Source organism: bacterium, from assembly GCA_030685015.1.
Classification (GTDB): Bacteria; CAIWAD01; CAIWAD01; order CAIWAD01; family CAIWAD01; genus CAIWAD01.
This window is the reverse complement of the sequence record JAUXWS010000037.1, coordinates 1-18353: the sequence shown is the minus strand read 5'-3', so window position 1 is coordinate 18353 and position 18353 is coordinate 1. Positions and strand designations below refer to the sequence as shown.

Annotated in this window: 15 protein-coding genes; 12 read left to right on the top strand and 3 right to left on the bottom strand. The window is 64.4% G+C overall.

Annotated elements, in window-relative coordinates:
* Window positions 1-514: 514 nt before the first annotated feature.
* The 4 genes from Q8O14_04435 (at window position 515) to Q8O14_04420 (ending at window position 4402) form a co-directional block, all read left to right on the top strand.
* Window positions 515-1633 (top strand): hypothetical protein, encoded by a 1119-nt coding sequence (locus Q8O14_04435; GenBank protein ID MDP2359986.1) that lies wholly within the window; start codon window positions 515-517, stop codon window positions 1631-1633.
* A gap of 12 nt (window positions 1634-1645) precedes the next feature.
* Window positions 1646-2443, top strand: coding sequence for a hypothetical protein (locus Q8O14_04430; GenBank protein MDP2359985.1), 798 nt, complete (start codon window positions 1646-1648; stop codon window positions 2441-2443).
* A gap of 161 nt (window positions 2444-2604) precedes the next feature.
* Window positions 2605-3111, top strand: coding sequence for a hypothetical protein (locus Q8O14_04425; protein MDP2359984.1), 507 nt, complete (start codon window positions 2605-2607; stop codon window positions 3109-3111).
* A 7-nt stretch (window positions 3112-3118) separates the two neighbouring features.
* On the top strand, window positions 3119-4402 hold the full coding sequence (locus tag Q8O14_04420) for a hypothetical protein (protein ID MDP2359983.1): 1284 nt from the start codon (window positions 3119-3121) through the stop codon (window positions 4400-4402).
* Here the strand turns inward: Q8O14_04420 and Q8O14_04415 are convergent, their stop codons facing one another.
* Both Q8O14_04415 and selD read right to left on the bottom strand, forming a co-directional pair.
* Window positions 4403-4810, bottom strand: a complete 408-nt coding sequence (locus Q8O14_04415; GenBank protein ID MDP2359982.1) for an HU family DNA-binding protein — start codon at window positions 4808-4810, stop codon at window positions 4403-4405.
* A gap of 114 nt (window positions 4811-4924) precedes the next feature.
* Window positions 4925-5905: a selenide, water dikinase SelD gene (gene selD / locus Q8O14_04410; protein MDP2359981.1), complete on the bottom strand. Its 981-nt coding sequence runs from the start codon at window positions 5903-5905 to the stop codon at window positions 4925-4927.
* Window positions 5906-6479: 574 nt separating this feature from the next.
* On the opposite strand from selD, the gene dnaA reads away from it, so the two are divergent.
* From dnaA to Q8O14_04370, 8 genes are all read left to right on the top strand, one after another.
* Window positions 6480-7871 (top strand): chromosomal replication initiator protein DnaA, encoded by a 1392-nt coding sequence (gene dnaA, locus Q8O14_04405; protein MDP2359980.1) that lies wholly within the window; start codon window positions 6480-6482, stop codon window positions 7869-7871.
* Window positions 7872-8268: 397 nt separating this feature from the next.
* On the top strand, window positions 8269-9393 hold the full coding sequence (gene dnaN, locus Q8O14_04400; GenBank protein MDP2359979.1) for a DNA polymerase III subunit beta: 1125 nt from the start codon (window positions 8269-8271) through the stop codon (window positions 9391-9393).
* Between the two features lie 8 nt (window positions 9394-9401).
* Window positions 9402-10520 carry a DNA replication and repair protein RecF gene (gene recF / locus Q8O14_04395; protein MDP2359978.1) on the top strand — a complete coding sequence of 373 codons (1119 nt, stop codon included), beginning with the start codon at window positions 9402-9404 and terminating at the stop codon, window positions 10518-10520.
* Complete coding sequence (locus tag Q8O14_04390) at window positions 10520-10903, top strand: DUF721 domain-containing protein (protein MDP2359977.1); 384 nt, start codon at window positions 10520-10522, stop codon at window positions 10901-10903. Before recF ends, Q8O14_04390 begins: the two co-directional genes overlap by 1 nt.
* Window positions 10904-10946: 43 nt before the next feature.
* On the top strand, window positions 10947-13352 hold the full coding sequence (gene gyrB / locus Q8O14_04385; protein ID MDP2359976.1) for a DNA topoisomerase (ATP-hydrolyzing) subunit B: 2406 nt from the start codon (window positions 10947-10949) through the stop codon (window positions 13350-13352).
* A gap of 154 nt (window positions 13353-13506) precedes the next feature.
* Window positions 13507-16080 (top strand): DNA gyrase subunit A, encoded by a 2574-nt coding sequence (gene gyrA, locus Q8O14_04380; GenBank protein MDP2359975.1) that lies wholly within the window; start codon window positions 13507-13509, stop codon window positions 16078-16080.
* Window positions 16081-16294: 214 nt separating this feature from the next.
* Window positions 16295-16444, top strand: coding sequence for a hypothetical protein (locus Q8O14_04375; GenBank protein ID MDP2359974.1), 150 nt, complete (start codon window positions 16295-16297; stop codon window positions 16442-16444).
* Window positions 16445-16501: 57 nt separating this feature from the next.
* Window positions 16502-17449, top strand: a complete 948-nt coding sequence (locus Q8O14_04370) for an IS1595 family transposase (protein ID MDP2359973.1) — start codon at window positions 16502-16504, stop codon at window positions 17447-17449.
* Here the strand turns inward: Q8O14_04370 and Q8O14_04365 are convergent.
* Window positions 17370-18353: RHS repeat-associated core domain-containing protein (locus Q8O14_04365; GenBank protein ID MDP2359972.1), on the bottom strand; the 984-nt coding region annotated here is incomplete at its 5' end. The two genes, Q8O14_04370 and Q8O14_04365, sit on opposite strands and share 80 nt — an antisense overlap.

Genomic DNA, 18353 nt, shown 5'->3' with positions numbered 1-18353 from the left:
CCTTTCTTTCGCCCGTGAAAGAAAGGTGCAAGAGCGCGGCGCTTGCGCCGCAAGATCCAGCGTCGTGACGCGCGACGAGGCCGAAAACAGGGTCTGGATTTGCCAGGTGCAACTGCGCCATAGATGAAACATGACTACGTGAGGTTCAGGCCGAGGCCAACCAGCGGTTGGCCACGGCCTGAACCAATTGCCATGGGGACCGCATCAGGTGATAGGGCCCTCTGTTCGACGGCGGCCGTGAGGCCGCCTAGTTGGGGCCCTGCATGTCTTGGAGGGCGCTTCCTTGGCGCAACCTTTCTTCTCGCCAGAAGAAAGGTGGGAAGAGGGCGCGGCGCTTGCGCCGCAAGATCCGACGCGGCGGGTGACGAGGCCGAAAACAGTGACCCTGGGGCAAACCCCCATCCCGGCCTTCCCCCTGGCAGGGGGAAGGTGGTCTCCGCGGTTCAGGCCGCCAGGCAGGGCAGGGGGACCGGGCGCATTTTGCCACTTTCGCGGCACCAAAGCGCGAGGTTCCATGGCCAGCTCCTTCACTCCCGGCTTGCGCGTGGCGCGTGGCACGGTGGTCACCAAGGAACGGCGGCTCCCCCTGTTGGGGGATGTCGTCGTCAAGGAGGGCGACCATGTGCGACACAGCGACGTGGTGGCCCGCACCCTGCTGCCCGGCGACATCTATCCCGTCCAGGTGGCCCACGTCCTGGGCGTGGAGCCGGGCGAACTCAAGGACGCCATGCTCAAGCGGGAGAAGGATCCGGTGGCCAAGGGCGAAGTCATCGCTCTTTCCCGCTCCTTCTTCGGCCTCTTCAAATCCACATGCGAGAGTCCCATCGACGGGACGGTGGAGTCCATCTCCCTGCGCACGGGTCAGGTCATCCTTCAGCGTCCGCCCGTCCCGGTGGAAGTGAACGCCTTCATGGATGGCAAGGTGGTGGAAGTCCACGAGCGGGAGGGGGTGACCGTCCGCACGAAGGGGGCCTACATCCAGGGCATCTTCGGCGTGGGCGGCGAAGCCTGGGGCGAGTTGCAGCCGGCTGTCGCCGGACCCGCGGAGAAGTTGACGGCGGCCCACATCAAGCCGGAGCAGCGCGGCAAACTGGTGGTGGGGGGCAGCATGGTCACGCTCGAGGCGCTGTTCAAGGCGCGGGAGATGGGGGTCTCGGGCATCATCGCGGGCGGTTTCGACAAGGGCGACCTGAAGGAATTGCTCGGCTACGAGCTGGGCGTGGCCATCACGGGGAACGAGGAGATCGGCATCACCCTCATCCTGACCGAGGGCTTTGGCGAGATCCCCATGACCCGCCGCACCTGGGAGTTGCTCTCCAGTCTGGCCGGCCGCCATGCATCAGTCAATGGCGCCACCCAGATCCGCGCCGGCGTCATCCGGCCGGAGATCGTGGTGCCGCTGGCCGACCAGACTCTCGTCGCCGAGTCTCTCCACACCGGCGCCATGGAGATCGGAAGCGAGGTACGCATCATCCGCCAGCCTTGGTTTGGACAGAAGGGCCGGGTGACGGCCCTGCCCCCCGAGCCGACCATGGTGGAGAGCGGCGCCCGTGTCCGCGTCCTCGAAGTGGAGACGGAGGCCGGCCAGCGCGTCACGCTGCCCCGGGCCAACATTGAATTGATCGAGAGCTAAGGCGAGGTATCCATGATGAAGCGCTTCGCATGCGCCCTGGCGGCGCTGGCCCTGACCGTCTGTTCAGTCGGCGCCCAGAACATGAAGGATTTGCCGGTCAACCGGCTCATCGACAATCCCACGGCCGGCATCCTGCAGAAGGGCCACTTCGACTTCGACATGTCCCTCTACGCCGACGGCGGCGTGCTCATCGCATTCGGCGTGGGCCTGCTCGACCGCCTCAACATGGGCGCCTCCTACGGCGGCACGCAGATCATCTCCGACCAGTCGCCGGATTGGAATGGTCGCCCTGAGCTTTCGCTCAAGTATCGGCTGATCGATGAGACCGTCACCTGGCCCGCCCTCGTCCTGGGCTACTCGGGCCAGGGTCATGGCCGTTGGCTGGACAAGGATCTGGACGGCGACGGGGAGAAGGAGAACCGCTACGAGATCAAGGCCAAGGGCTTCTACGCCGCGGCGGGCAAGAACTACCTGGTGGGCAACATGGGCCTGCTGGGCCTTCATCTGGGCGCCAATGTCAACCCCATGGAGAACGACGACGACACCGGCCTCAACGTATGGGTGGGCATGGACAAGGCGATCAACGACGAGATCTCCCTCGTCGCCGAGTACGACTTCGCCTGGGACGACCGCTCCCACCTGTCCAAGAAAAACGGCTTCCTCAACCTGGGCGCCCGCTGGACCTTCGCCGAGCGCCTTTCGCTGGAGGTGGACTTCCGCGACGTGCTGACCAACCGGGAAGACCTGCTGGGCCGGCCCATCGACAGTGTCAGCCGCGAGATCCGCATCACCTACATGGAAGCTTTCTGATTTCTGGTCGTCTGATCGCCTGCCACAGGTTGCGCCCCGTCCAGCGGACCTGTTCACTGAAGTCCGGCCGCCAAGACGTGTCCATTTCGCTTGCGACTGCGCTGGCCAAGGCCGATACTGGGGCGCCGTCGCCGGTGGCGGTCCCAGCCGCGAGGTGTTCCATGCGCCGCTTGTTGTTGTTGCTGCCCCTGGCGCTGGCCCTGTCGTGCTATACGACGCTCAATCACCCGCTCATCCGCCAGGAGAGCCGGCTCTTCACACCCGCCAATGACAGCGATTGCCGCTCCTGTCACGTGGGAGAGGCCTGGTTGGCCGACCTGGAGGGGGACGGCTGGTCACGACCCTGGCCCGCCGAGGCAGACCGCTGGCACTCCTTCCGCTCCGGGGCGTGGTGGAGTGGGGATGCGGGAACGAGTTCCGCCCCTCCGGCGTTCGCGGGTCCAGCGCCCGCCAACGAGGAGGCCCCGCCACCCGCTCCGCCGCCACAGGTGATGGGGTCCGTCACAAGCGGGGCACGGCATGTCGGCCTGAGTGCGGACACCAGCGGTACCCGGCCGGATCCGCCCCCCGGCACCAAGGACCGGCCCGGTCCCCGGCGGCCGCGCCAGCCGGCGGTGGATCCTGTCCAGCCGGCCGCCCCCGCCGACAGCGCCCGCAAAGGAAGTTGAGGTGACCATGGCACGCCGTCTCGTTCTCGCCCTGTTCCTCTTGCCAACCCTGGGGCGCGCCTCCTCGCCGGAGGCGATGGCCTGGCTGGATCATGAGCGCCTGCCGGGCGCCCAGGCCCTGGGCATGGGTGGCGCCCTGACCGCCCTGGCCGAGGACTGGACCGCCTCCTGGCACAATCCGGCCCTGCTGGCCTGGCAGCGGCGCACCGAGTTCAACCTGGGGTTTGAAGGCAGCGGCCTATCCGTGGCGCGGTCCGTTTCAACGGATGGCGGCGAGACCGAATCGGATGTCTCTGCCACCGGGCTGTCCCATGCCGGTTACGCCCACCCTCTCCCCGCCCTGCGCGGCGGCCTGTGCTGGGGGTTGGGCTGGGTGCGGCTGGCTGACTTCGACCAGCGCGCCGCCTTCCCGGACCGGACGTGGCGTGTGTCTGAGGATTTCGCCGGCCAGCAGGGCGCCTGGCTGCTGTCCGTGGCCGCCCAATGGACGGCATCCCTGGCCGGTGGCCTCAGCCTGGCCTTTCACCACGGGGAGTTGGAGCGCGTTGAGCGGGAGGAGGACTTGGACGCCGCCACCTTCTGGCGCAGTTACGAACGTGTCGAGCTGGACGGCGTCGGTTTGCGGCTGGGCCTGGCCTGGCGGGAGGGGCCGCTCCGCCTCGGGCTCCTGCTGGAGCCGGCCCACACGCTGGATGTGGACTATCGCTTCCACCAGCAGGAGGGCGACCTGGGCGTGACTCCGCCCCCTGGCGTCCGCGGCAGCTCCGGCTACTCCCTGCGCATGCCGGCACTGGTTGGCCTGGGCACCGGTTGGAAGACGCGCTTCTGGCAAGCCGGTCTGGCCTGGGACTGGCAGGATTGGTCCAACCTGAGCTACGACGATCTGCCCTCCGGACTAGATATCAGTCTCAGCGACCAGTTGCTGGCGCGGGCCTTCCAGCCCCGCCAGCGCCTTCGGGTGGGTGGGGAATGGACCATCCCCCAGACGGATCTGCGCCTGCGCGGCGGCGCCTGGCGGGAGAACTCCGCCCGCAGCGGCGAGCGGTTGACCGCCTGGGACGAGGACTCCCAGCCGTACCTCTACTGGGCTGTGGACAGGACCAGCGTGAGGACCGGCGTATCGGCCGGACTCAGCTGGCTGGTGCAGGAAGTAGTAGCGCTGGATCTGGCCCTGGCGCGGGAAAGCTGGAAGGAGCATTGGCTGGAATATGGCCAGGGCGACTACGAGAGCGTCATCTCCCAGCGCGTGTCCCGCTGGAGAGTGCAGTTGGCCGTTGTATATCGGATTTGATCAGCCGTCGGCCATCAGCTCGCGGCTGATCGGCTGGGTGGCCGGAAGCTGGTGGACGACCGGGTCCGGCTCCTTCGGCGCTTGCCCCTCTGGTTGGGACTCGTCCTCGCGCAACCGACGCAGGGCTTCCTTCAAATGCTTGCCCGGGCGGAAATGAGTCTTGCGCCGGGCGGGTACGTACACCAGCTCATTGGTGCGGGGATTGCGCGCATTGGGTTTGGCCCGGGTCTGCTTCACCTCGAAGACGCCGAAATCCCTGATTTCGATGCGGCAGTCGGGCCCCGGCTCGCTCATGACATCCCGCAGGACCTGGAATAGCGCATCCACCATGCGCGAACTGTCCACCAGCCGCACGCCGGTCTGTTCCGCCACTCGGTCGATCAGATCCTTCTTGATGTACGTCTTCATGTGGCGACCCCCTCCCTGAAATGGACAACGACCGGGCTGCGCGGGGTGGAACAATCCTTGACCGGCGCCGCCGGGATGAGTGTAGTCACCGGGGGGGTGATGGGTGGCTGAATATCAGATTTCCAGAAGGGATTCGCCACCGGCGGATCGCACCTCGCCAATCAGGCGGGCGGCGGCGTCTCCGCCATCAGCCAGCCGCTTCAGCAGCTCGCCGGCCCGATCCGGCGCCACGGCGATGAGCAGGCCGCCCGATGTCTGTGGATCGGCCATGAGCGCCGTCCAGGGCGGTGGCAGGTCATCCGGCAGGCCGAAGAAGGCGGCGGGCAGGGCGAGATTGCGACGCATGGGTCCGGACACCCCGTGGCGCCGGGCGGCGGCGAGGGCGCCGTCATAAAGCGGCAGGGACGACAAGTGTAGCGCCACCCCGTGCCCGCCCGGCTGAAGCATTTCCCACAGATGCCCCAGCAGTCCGAATCCCGTCACATCGGTGGCGGCGTGGACCCCCACCGCGAGCATGGCGCGGGCAGCGTCGCGATTGAGGCGGACCATGCCGGCCAGGGCCGCGTCAAACTGCCCCTCCTCCAACTCGCCCTTTTTCTGGGCCGTCAACAGCAGGCCTGTGCCCAGGGGCTTGGTCAAGACCAGTGCATCGCCTTCCTGCACCGTGTGGTTGCGCAGGATGTGGTCCGGATGGATGGTGCCCGTGACAGCGAGGCCGTACTTGAGTTCGGGATCCCGCACCGTGTGGCCGCCCAGCAGCAGGGCGCCCGCCTCCCGCAATCGTTCTTGCCCGCCCTCAAGAATGCGGGCCAGCGCTTCCGGCGCCGGCCCCGACTCTGGAAAGCAGCAGATGTTGAGCGCGCAGATGGGCTCGCCGCCCATGGCATAGATGTCGCTCAAGGAATTGGCGGCGGCGACCTGGCCGAACAGGTATGGGTCGTCCGCCACCGGGGTGATGAGATCCACCGTGCTGACCAGGGCCAGATCCGGCCTCAGCAGCATCACGCCGGCGTCGTCGTGTGTTTCCATGCCGACCAGGAGGCGCTCATCCGCGTGGGCGGCCGGCAACAGCTTGAACAGGTCCACCGGACCCAGTTTTGCCGCTCAGCCGCCCGAGCATGCGTACTGGGTCATGCGCCATCGCTCCAGCTGGTTCGGATCCATGAGGGCCCTTCCAGAATTCGTGCCGGGTCATGCCGCCGCGTCGTCGGGCCAGGGCAAGGTAAGGACTCCGCCGTTACCTGCGGCCTAAGGTCATCCCGTGGACCCCTTGTCGGCGTCCTCCCCGTACACAAGAAGCAGGTCCAAGGTGGGGAAAAACCCTTGTCATTAATAATTCAATGTTCATCAATTCATGTAGAAATCTTGTGGATAACCAGAAGCCCTTGTTGGAAAGGGCTGTCGCCCCGAAGAGTGGCGTATGGAGAATTGTTCTTTGAATTTCAGAATAAGGCGCTCCGGGTCGAAGCGCTTGAGGCTCAAGCTCGTGCATATTGTTCCATTTGATGGTCAAGTGGATCCATTAGAATTTCTTCCCTCGCCACCTCTTTTCCCGCATTTCAAGAGGACCATCCTTGACTCCCCTGGAGTGGCCCGCTATATTGCGCCCCGCATCACCCAGTGGGTTGGGTACTTGTGGATAACTCGTGAATAGCCCCAGCTAGGAACCATGCCACAACAGCTTCAAAGTCTGGATGTGTCGGGGGAAAAGATCCTGGCACAGTGGGAGACCTTTGTCCGTTGCATCGACACCCTGGCCCCCAGCAAAAAGGTGGCCGACATCTGGTTCCGCAAGCTGCGCCCATTGTCTTTCGATGGACACACCTTGACGGCCCTGGCCCCTCCCACCGCCTTCGTCGACTATCTGCTCAACACCCACGGCGACCTGATTCGCCAGGCGCTGGACGCCACCTTCGGCAAGGGCGCGGAGTTGTCCATCCTGAAGCGGGAAAGCGTGCCTGAAGAGATGCCCGGCGAGCTGGAGGCGGAGCAGCTCCACCTGCCCGATCCAACCCTGTCCCAGGAACCGGTGAAGGCCAACCTCAATCCACGCTACCGCTTCGACAACTACATCGAGGGCGAATCAAACCGCTTCGCCGTTGCCTCGGCCCGCAGCGTGGCCGACACGCCCACCACGACGCCCTTCAACCCCTATTTCGTTTATGGTGGCGCCGGCTATGGCAAGACGCACCTCATCCAGGCCATCGGCAACCAGGTTTTGCGCACAGGTTTTCTTCGGCGCGTCGTCTACGTCACCAGCGAGCAATTCGTCAACCAGTTCATCGCGTCCATTCGAACCAAGCGCACCACCGACTTCGCCCACATCTACCGCAACGTCGACATGCTCATCCTGGATGATATCCAGTTCTTCACGGGCAAGGAGCGCACTCTCACCGAATTCTTCCACACCTTCAACTCGCTATACCAAGCCGGCAAGCAGATCATTCTCTCCTCCGACCGTCCGCCACGTGATCTGGAGGATCTGGACGAGCGGCTTACCTCGCGCTTCGCCTCCGGGCTGGTCACGGAGCTGACCCTGCCCGACTACGAGACGCGGGTCGCCATTCTGGAGAAACGCGCCGACGAGCATCGCGCCACCCTTGAGCCCAAGGTTGTCGCCTTCCTCGCCAGCCACATCGTCACCAACGTGAGGGACCTGGAAGGCGCCCTGCTGCAGCTCATCGCGCAGGCCCAGTTCCTGCGCAAGCCCATCGACCTGGAAATGGCGCACAGCGTGGCCCGCAAGTTCACACCCAGCCGGCGCGGGCCCATCTCCATGGAAACCATCGCCGAGGCATGTGCCCGCTACAACAACATTCCCCTGGTCGACCTCAAGGATCGTGGCCGCAAAAAGGAGGTGGCCCACACCCGGCAGGTGGCCATGTACATCTGCAACAAACTGACGCGCCACAGTCTGCGCGGCATTGCCATCCACTTCGGTCGCCGCGATCACAGCACGGTCATCCACGCGGTGAAAACCGTGGAGGACCGGATCGGGGCCGACAAGGTCTTCGCCAGCGAGATGGAAGACCTGATCCGCTCCATCGAACTGCACGCCTGACCTGCGCCATGTCACACCACCTTCCTCTTTCCCTCTCTGTTGAGGGGGAACTCCGGGCCTGGGCGTCCGCCCAATCTCCGCCCGGGTTTCTCTCCCTGGTCGCCGGATGCGTGCTGAAGCCAAGTGGTTGCCCTGGTGGATGGGTGGTGGAGAAGTGTGGAGACGCTGGCGGACAGCTGGTGGACAAGGCTGGTCGACCCCTCATCCGGTTGATAAAGCTGGGCTTGTTCTTTAGCTTATCCACCAGTTCGGCACGTGATTTCCTCCGCGCCAGAAGTGATCTTTCTTATTGCCATTCAACAAGATCAGATAGCAGCCTGTGGCTTGTCCCCCAAATCCACCAGCCGGTGATGACGACGACGAGTGAGTATTCTCCCGTCTCGAAGAGAAGAGGTCCATGACCATGCGATTCACAGTTCCCCAGAAGGATTTCCTGGCCCACCTGCAGAAGCTGTTCGCGGTGGTGCCCGGCAAGACCACGCACCCCATCCTCAACAACATTCTCTTCCACGTGGAGCCGACCGAGGTGCGCATGACCGCCACCGACCTCGAGATCTCTCTTGTGACGAGGATGAAGGTCGAAGGCGGCGAGGGGGAAGACTTGGCCATCCCGGCCAAGCGCCTGGTCGAGATCGTGCGGGAGCTGGATGAGCGGCCGATCACCGTGCAGACGGACCGTCAAGGCCAGGTGGAGATCCTGAGCGGCCAAGCCAGCTTCACCATTCCCAGCGAACAGGCGGAAAACTTTCCCAAGCTGCCCGGCATCGAGGTTTCGGCTGAATTGGAGATGTCCACCGATCGGTTGCGCCAGCATGTGGAGCGTCTCGCGTTCGCCGTCTCCACGGACGACCTGCGACCCGTGCTCACCGGCGTGCTTTTCGAATTCCGCGAGGAATCCCTCAACCTGGTGGCCACGGACGGACACCGACTAGTGCGCATCCAGGACCACAAACAAGCCGGCCAGACCAAACTGGGTTCCATGATCGTTCCCATCAAGGCGCTCAATCTGGTCAGCCGCAGCTTGGACGGAAGCATCGACAAGGTGAAACTCAGCCTGGCGCAGAACCATCTGGTTTTCACCCAGGGTGGCGCGCAGATCTACTCCACGCTGATCAGCGGCCGCTATCCGGCCTACGAAGGCGTCATTCCACTCCAGAACGAGAACGTCATGCAGGCCACCCGCCCCGCCTTGTCCCGGGCCGTCAAGCAGGTGTCCAATTGCGCCAACAACGTCACGCGGCAGATCAACCTCGCCCTGCAGGAAAACAAGCTGGTGATCACGGCGGAGGACAACGAGTACGGCAGCCGCGCCCGCAACGAGCTGGATGTGGATTATCACGGCGATGCCCTGGAAATTGCCTTCAACGCCAACTACCTGGACCAGATGCTGCGCCATCTGGACAACGAGCAGGTCGTCCTCAAATTTGGAACGGCGGAGCGTGCCGCCCTCATCCTGCCGGAGATCAACCAGGAGGCCGAGGATCTGCTCATGCTGTTGATGCCTGTGCGCTTGATGCGGTAAGCGCCACCGTGCGTCTGGAACGGATCCGGATCCGGGATTTCCGCAACATCCCGGCCGCGGAGATCGTGTTCCGGAGCCGGCGCGTGGTGGTGCTGGGCGACAACGGCCAAGGCAAGACAAATCTGCTGGAAGCCCTTCATCTGCTCTGCCTCACCCGCGCCTTCCGAACCACGAGGATGCGTCAACTGCTGCGGCAACCGCGGGACCCTGTCGGTGGGGCGCCCGAGGCCTTCCTGGTGGAGGGGGATTTTGCCACGTCGCGACGTGGTTTGCGCCAGGCCCGGGCGCAGTTCCGGGACGGCGTGCTGGTCTTTGAACTGGACGGCAACCGCTGCCGGGGGCGGGATTACTTCGGGCAACTACCCCTTGTCCTCCTTTCCCCGGAAAGCCTGGACGTCTCGCAGGGGGGGCCGGAAGCACGTCGGCGCACGCTGGACCGGCTCATGTCGGCGGCCAGCCCGCTCTACCTGGATCAACTCCTGCGCTATCAGCGAGCCTTGCGGCAGCGAAGTGCGCTCTTGATCCAGCAAGGCCCGCAGGACGACGGGACCGCCGTCTGGGAAGAGGGGTTGGCCCGTCATGGCCTGGAGCTGACCCGCCGCCGTCGTTCGTTCGTTGATGGTCTGGCGGCGCGCGTGGCGGAGATCCATCGGCGCCATTTCCACCCCCAGGGGGCTTTCGGCCTGGGCTACGAGGCCAGCCTGGACGAAGGGCTGGACGCCGCCGCCGCGCAGGCGGCCTGGGCCGCCGACCGCGAGGGGGACGCGCGCCGCGGCTGGACGCGCCGGGGTCCCCACCGGGACGAGTTGCCGGTCCTATTGGACGGCCTGCCCCTGCGCCACTTCGGCAGCCAGGGGCAGCACAAGCTCTTCATGCTCTGCCTGACCTTGGCGGAAACGGAGCTGCTCAAGGAAATGACGGGGGAGGCGCCCCTGCTTCTGCTCGACGACCTCTTCGGCCTGCTGGACGATGACAAGATCCGCGCCCTGGCCGAGGCGGTGGATGCCGAGGTGCAGGTGATCATCAGCACCACCAGTCTGCGCCATGTGGACCTGCTGGCCCGCGGGGCGGGGGATGGGGCCCAGGTGCTGCACTGCGCGGGCGGGACATTCCGCGGGGAGGCTTGATGGCGGCCAAAGGCAAAGCTCCCGCCCTGCCGGGCTGGATACCCGGCCCGCCGCGGCCGGAATTGGCCCCGGGGGCCTGGAAGGCACGGGTGGCGCGCCCGGTGGAAGAGGTGCTGAGCCGGCTGGGTTTGCCCGGGCTGGCCGAGGATCGTCTTCTGGCGCGCATCGACGCGATGTGGGAAGAGTTGGTGGGCAAGGAGATCGCCGCCCTGGCCCAGGTCGAGGAACTGCAGGCCGGCGAACTGCGCATCAAGGTGATCCACCCCGTGTGGCGCACGGAGTTGGGCACCCTGGCCGAGGAGATCCGCCACCGCCTCAATGGGCGGTTGGCGGAGGATGGAGCGACACAGGGCGAGGCGGTGCGCCGCCTGCGCTTCGTATAGGACCCCCGCGGGTTCGCCTGACAAGGAAGGATCGGGCATGAGCATGGATCAGCTGCCCCTCGAAAACGGCGGCAACGGCGACTACAGCGCGCACAACATCACGGTGCTCAAGGGGCTGGAGGCAGTGCGGAAGCGCCCCGCCATGTACATCGGGGACATCTCCAGCCGCGGCCTCCACCACCTGGTCAGCGAGGTGGTGGACAACTCCGTGGACGAGGCGATGGCCGGCCACTGCACGGAGATCAACGTCATCCTCCACGTGGACGGCAGCGTCTCCGTGAAGGACAACGGGCGCGGCATCCCCATCGACTTCCACGAGACCGAGAAGAAGAGCGCCCTGGAAGTGGTGATGACGGTTCTCCACGCCGGCGGCAAGTTCGACAAGGATTCCTACAAGGTCTCCGGCGGTCTGCACGGCGTGGGCGTCAGCGTGGTGAACGCCCTCTCCGCCCGCCTGGAGGCGGAAGTGCACATCCACGGCCAGATCCACGTCCAGAGCTACCGGCGGGGCGTGCCCGAAGGCCAAGTGGCGGTCACGGGCAAGACCAAGCTGCACGGCACCAACGTGCGCTTCCTGCCCGACGATGAGATCTTCACCGAGGTGGAGTTCCACTACGACCTGCTGGCCCAGCGCCTGCGGGAGCTGGCCTTCCTCAACCGCGGCCTGACCATCACGATCAAGGACGAGCGCGAGGCCGACAAGCAGGAGTCTTTCTGCTACAAGGGCGGCCTGATGAGCTTCGTCGAGTATCTCGACCGCAGCCGCACCAACCTGCACAGCCGGCCCGTCTACGTGGAGGGCGAGCGCGAGGGCGTGGCCGTGGAGATCGCCCTCTCCTACAACACCAGCTACCAGGAGAATGTCCTCTCCTTCACCAACAACATCAACACGATCGAGGGCGGCACCCACTTGACGGGCTTCCGCACCGGGTTGACGCGCAGCCTCAACAAATACGCGTCGGACAGCGGCCAGTTCAAAAAGGAAAAGTTCACCCTCTCGGGGAACGACCTGCGCGAAGGGCTCACCGCCGTGGTAAGCGTCAAGGTGGCCGAGCCGCAGTTCGAGGGGCAGACCAAGACCAAACTGGGCAACAGCGAGGTCAAGAGCGTGGTGGAGACGCTGGTCTACGAGAAGCTCAACGATTACTTCGAGGAGAACCCGCGCGTCGCCAAGGCCGTGGTGGAGAAATGCATCGCCACCCACCGCGCCCACGACGCCGCCCGCCGCGCCCGGGACATGGTGCGCCGCAAGAGCGCGCTGGAGTCGGGCAGCCTGCCGGGCAAGCTGGCCGATTGCAGCCTGAAGGACCCCATGAGCTGCGAGCTCTACCTGGTGGAGGGGGACAGCGCCGGAGGCAGCGCCAAGATGGGGCGCGACCGCCGCTTCCAGGCCATCCTTCCGCTGCGCGGCAAGATCCTCAACGTGGAGAAGGCGCGCATCGACAAGATCCTGGCCAACGAGGAGATCAAGGTGATGGTGCAGGCCCTGGGCACGGGCTTCAGCACGGACGACTTCGACATGGAGCGCCTGCGCTACCACAAGATCATCATCATTACCGACGCCGACGTGGACGGCAGCCACATCCGCACCCTGCTCCTCACCTTCTTCTACCGTTACATGAAGGAACTCATCACCCAGGGCTTCGTCTACATCGCCCAGCCGCCGCTCTACAAGTTGGGCATCGGCAAACAGGAGAGCTACCTGCAGACGGAGGAGGACCTCAAGCGCGTCCACCTGGACAACGCCCTCAAGCAGGTCAAGCTGCGGGTGGGGGAGCGCGTCGTGAACCGGGCCGAGGCCACCCGCCTGCTGGATCTGGCCCACCGCATGAGCCTGTCCCTCGACCGGTTCTACCGGGAGAACCGCCGCTTCCGCCTCAATCCGCTCTTCGAGGCGACCCTTTTCAATGGCGACCATCTGGCCGACTGGAAGGCCTTCTGCGCTCGCCATCGCGGCACGATGGGCGCCGCGGCCCTGATGGGCGAGGACGGCTTCCCGCTGGCCACCGGCGAGGGCGAGGAGGAAGCGCGCCTGGCCAAGCTGCTGGGCATCGAGGTGGAGCGCCTGCGGGACTGCAACATCCAGGAGTTCCACGAGCTGATCAATCTCGTGGACAAGGTCTTCACGCAGATCGGCGAGGCTCCCCTGATCCTGGTGGTGGGCGAGAAGGAGGAGCTGCTGCCCAGCCCCTTCGCCCTCTACGAGGCGCTGATGGAGCACGGCGGCAAGGGGATCAGCGTCCAACGCTACAAGGGCCTGGGCGAGATGAATCCCGACCAGCTGTGGGGCACCACGATGGACCCCGAGAAGCGGCGCCTGTTGCGCGTCGCCCTGGAGGACGCGGCCATCGCCGACGAAATCTTCAGCGTGCTGATGGGCGACGAGGTGGAGCCGCGCCGGCAGTTCATCGAGAGCAACGCCAAGTACGTGCGCAATTTGGACGTGTAGAGGCGCGCGCGGCGATCGATCCCGATAGCGATCCCGATAGCGAGATCGAAACCCAAGAGAGAGTCGTGATACACGGCGACGAAGCGACGGAGAACCCCCATCCCGGCCTTCCCCCTGGGAGGGGGAAGGTGAAAGAGGACCCGAATCCGTGACCATGCTATCCGACGGCCAGCACATCGTCAACATCAACATCGAAGAGGAGATGAAGAACTCCTACCTGGACTACTCCATGTCGGTGATCGTCCAGCGGGCTCTTCCGGACGTGCGCGACGGCCTCAAGCCGGTGCACCGCCGCATCCTTTTCGGCATGAACGAACTGGGCTGCGCCTCCAACAAGCCCTACAAGAAAAGCGCCCGCATCGTGGGCGAGGTGATGGGCAAGTTCCATCCCCACGGCGACAGCGCCATCTACGACACCCTGGTGCGCATGGTGCAGGACTTCAGCCTGCGCTACCCGCTCATCGACGGGCAGGGCAACTTCGGCAGCATCGACGGCGACGGCGCGGCGGCCATGCGCTACACCGAGTCGCGCCTGGACAAGCTGGCCGAGGACGTGCTGGAGGATATCGAGAAGAACACGGTGGACTTCCTGCCCAACTACGACGGCAGCCTGCAGGAGCCCACCGTCCTGCCCAGCCGCCTGCCCAACCTGCTCATCAACGGCAGCTCCGGCATCGCCGTGGGCATGGCCACCAACTTCCCGCCCCACAACCTGAACGAGACGGCGGCGGGCATCAAACTGCTGGTGGACCATCCCGACGCCACCGCCGAGGACCTGATGAAGCTGGTCAAGGGGCCGGACTTCCCCACCGGCGCCTTCATCTACGGCAGCGCCGGCATCCGCGAGGCCTACCGCACGGGCCGCGGCCGGGTGGTGATCCGCGCCCGGGCCACCATCGAATCGAGCAAGGGCGGCAAGGACGCCATCGTCGTCACGGAGATCCCCTACCAGGTCAACAAGACGCGCCTCATCGAGAAGATCGTCGAGCTGGTGCGCGACAAGAAGGTCAACGGCATCTCCGACATCCGCGACGAGTCCGACCGCGAGGGCATGCGCCTCGTCATCGAGCTGAAGCGTGACGCCGTGGCCAAGGTGGTGCTCAACCAGCTCTACAAGCACACGCAGATGCAGTCCACCTTCGGCGTGATCATGCTGGCGCTGGTCAAGGGCCAACCCCGCGTGCTGACGCTGAAACAGGTGATGGAGCAGTTCATCCTCCACCGCCTGGAGGTGATCGTGCGCCGTACGCGCTTCGACCTGGACAAGGCCGAGGCCCGCGCCCACATCCTGGAAGGCCTCAAGATCGCCCTCGACCACATCGACGAGGTGATCAAGCTGATCCGCGCCAGCGCCACCACGGAGATTGCCCGGGACGGCCTGATGGCGCGCTTCGCCCTGAGCGAGCTGCAGGCCAAGGCCATCCTCGAGATGCGCCTGCAGCGCCTCACCGGCCTGGAGCGCGACAAGCTGGAGCAGGAACTGAAAGCCCTGCGCGAACTCATCTTCGACCTCAAGCAGATCCTTGCCGACGAGGCCCGCCAGCGCGCCATCATCAAGGAGGAGCTGGACGACGCCGTGGCCCGCTACGGCGACAAGCGCCGCACGGAGATCATCCCCGACGAGGGCGAGTTCACCATCGAGGACATGATCGCCGAGGAGGACGTGGTCGTCACCCTGTCCGACGACGGCTTCATCAAGCGCCAGCCCGTCTCCGCCTTCCGCCGGCAGAATCGCGGCGGGCGCGGCATCACGGGGTCGGGCACCAAGGAAGAGGACCACATCGAGCACCTCTTCATCGCCTCGACCCACAACCACATGCTCTTCTTCACCGAGAACGGGCACTGCTACTGGCTGAAGGTGCACGAGATCCCGCAGGCGGGGCGCGCCAGCAAGGGGCGGGCCATCGTCAACCTGCTGGAGAAGCCGCGCGACGAGAAGATCGCCGCCGTCATCAACGTGAAGAGCTTCGACCCCGAACGCTACATCGTGATGGCCACCGAGAATGGCATCATCAAGAAGACCAGCCTGGAGGCCTACAGCCGGCCGCGCAAGGCGGGCATCAACGCCATCGAGATCCGCGAGGGCGACCGCCTGATGAACTGCAAGCTGACGGACGGCAGCCACGAAATCCTGCTGGGCACCGACGAGGGCAAGGCCATCCGCTTCTCCGAGAAGGAGGTGCGCCCCATGGGACGCACCGCCAGCGGCGTGATCGGCATCCAGCTCGACGACGGGGTCAAGGTGGTGGGCATGGTGGTGACGGCCAAGCAGGACGCCCAGATCCTGGTCGCCTGCGAGAGCGGCATGGGCAAGCGCACCAGCCTCGAGGAGTACCGCGCCACCCACCGCGGCGGCAAGGGTATCATCACGGTCAAGGTGACCGAGAAGACGGGCCGCATGGTCACCATGATGGAGGTGTCCGACGAGAACGACTTGATGATCATCACCGAGCGCGGCGTGATGATCCGCCAGCCCGTCGACCAGATCCGCCTCATCGGCCGCGCCACCCAGGGCGTCAAGCTCATCCGCCTGGACGAGGGCGACAAGATCGCCAGCATCGACAAAGTGGTGGCCGACCGCGAGATGGACGCCATGGGCATCCCCATCGGCCCGGACGACGGCGAGGAGCTGGACGAGGGCAATGGCGAGGAGAATGGAGTTCAGCCGGATGCGGGGGAGGACGAGGCGCCGCCCGCGGCGGCGGAAGACCCGGACGACGAGGAATAGTCGACATGCCGTAGCGCCCCGCGAGGGGCGCTTCTCTTTTTCTGGTTGGGGTCGGCAAGCCGAAAGCTCAGCGCAGCCGGAACCCCGGCGGCTCCCGGCGGCGAGGCTCTTGGCGGGGCGCCGCCTCGGCCGTGGTGGCCGCGGCCTCAAACTCCATGCGCAGGGAGAAACACGCATCATTGGTGCCGCTAGGATCGGAGCTTGAGTCGTAGAAGTGGCCGGTGAAGACCCCGGCGACGGCATCGGTGGAATAGCTTTCCAGGGCAAGCCGGCCATTGTCCAGGTAAAAGGTGTTCTGGTCAACGCGGTATCCGATTACGCAGCAGTTTCAGCTACCGAAGTGGCTGCTGATCAAGGTCAATGAGTTGACATGTCCCACCCCGGGCCGATCTTCGTGACGCATTCACGAAAGGAGCCCATCATGCCGTCCTCACTCAGTATCCAGTTTCAGAAAGGTCTCAGCCTGACTGACTTTCAACGTCTATATGGGTCCGTCGAACAGTGCCGAGCGGCGGTGTACCAACTGCGCTGGCCGACCGGGTTTTGCTGCCCGCGCTGTGGACACGCTCATGGACATGTGCTGAAGACTCGGCCCTTGGTCCAATGCGCCCGTTGCCGGAAACAAAGCTCCCTGACCGCCAACACCCTGTTTCACTGCACGAAGCTGCCGCTGCCCACCTGGTTTCTGGCCCTCTACTTGATCGCCCAGACCAAGACCGGCATGTCCAGCTTGGAGTTGGCCCGGCACTTGGGGGTACGACAGAACACGGCCTGGATGATGCTTCACAAAACGATGGCAGCCATGGCCGACAAGGAGGCTGGGCGACGGCTGACGGGCCACATTGAGGTGGACGACGCCTACTTGGGCGGACAGTTGCACGACCAGAAGGTCGGGCGTGGATCCCCCAATAAGGTGCCCTTTTTGCTGGCCATCGAGAAGACCAAAGCCGGTCGACCCCTGCGTGTGCTCATCACCGTGGTCGGTGGGTTTCGCAAAGCGGTGATCCGGGATTGGATGCGCCAACACATCGTGCCTGGAAGCCTCGTCACCAGCGATGGACTGTCGTGCTTCAGCGAAGTCAGGGTTCAAGGCTGTGATCACCAATCCGTGCTCGTCAAGGGAGACCGGACCATCATGAATACGATTTTTTACTGGACCAGCACCGTGCTGGCCAACCTGAAGACCAGCTTGTTGGGGGTGTATCACCAGGCCAACCGCAAGTATGTCCACCGCTTCTTTGCCTTGTTCCAATACCGGTTCAATCGCCGCATGAATCTGGTCTGGCTCATCACCGGCACTCTGCGTCTGGCAGCAAGATCGGCACAGCGACCCCTGAGGACCCTACGACTGGCTGATTCTCCTGCGTAATTGGGTAAATGGTTTCCTCCCACGTAGCGCCACTGTTGTAGCAGTTCTTACCGAACACGTAATTTCCCAACGATCTGGCACTGATGTATTTCCCGTTCAGTAACCGGCCTGTATATGGGCCATCAGGAGCAATATCAGAACGCGTCTTCAAATCCAATACACCCTTGTGTCCAGACAATACTGCTAAGCCGAAGTGGTTTAGCTTGCTACCAAGATCCAGCCCAACCGCGAGCGCACTATTCCAATCTTCTCCCAACCGGATTCTCCCGCTGGGAATCTTACCATCCATAAATTCATCGTAATATTCCGTCTCTCCAACCTTGACAAGATAAGAGCTGTTTTGCCCAGTCAACCACATATTAATGTCTAACGATCCATCGTCAAAAACGTTAACAACAGTACCATCTTCTAACACTTGCGTTGACCTTCCATCTGGGTCAACCAGTGATACCGGATTATTGTTCATTGCCAGATAAGGGCTTATGCTAGCATATTCCTCCGCCAACGGATCCCTCTGCCACCACCTCCCCAGCCGCGGATCATAGAACCTTGCGCCGTAATTCATCGCCTGCAGGCCAAAGGTAAGATCCAGCGGCTTGCCCGTGTAGCCTTCGGGCGTGGTTTTGGCCTCGACGGAAAGCGCCAGCTCGCGGCCGAAGGGCGTGTAGTCCATGGGGTTCCTATGCGCCCAGCCGGCAACCGCACGATTGTGCCGTGTGAGGCCGCGTGCGCCATGGGTGCTCCCCTGCATCGTCAGGTTGCCCGGCAGGGGCCAGTGGGCACGTCGGGCCAGCCACCACCCCACTGCCAGTAATGGCGCCACCAGCAGCGGCGTCAGAAACAGCACATGGATGAAGGCAAACAGGGTGTGCATGGAGGTGGGGAGGACCACCTCCGCGCTCTT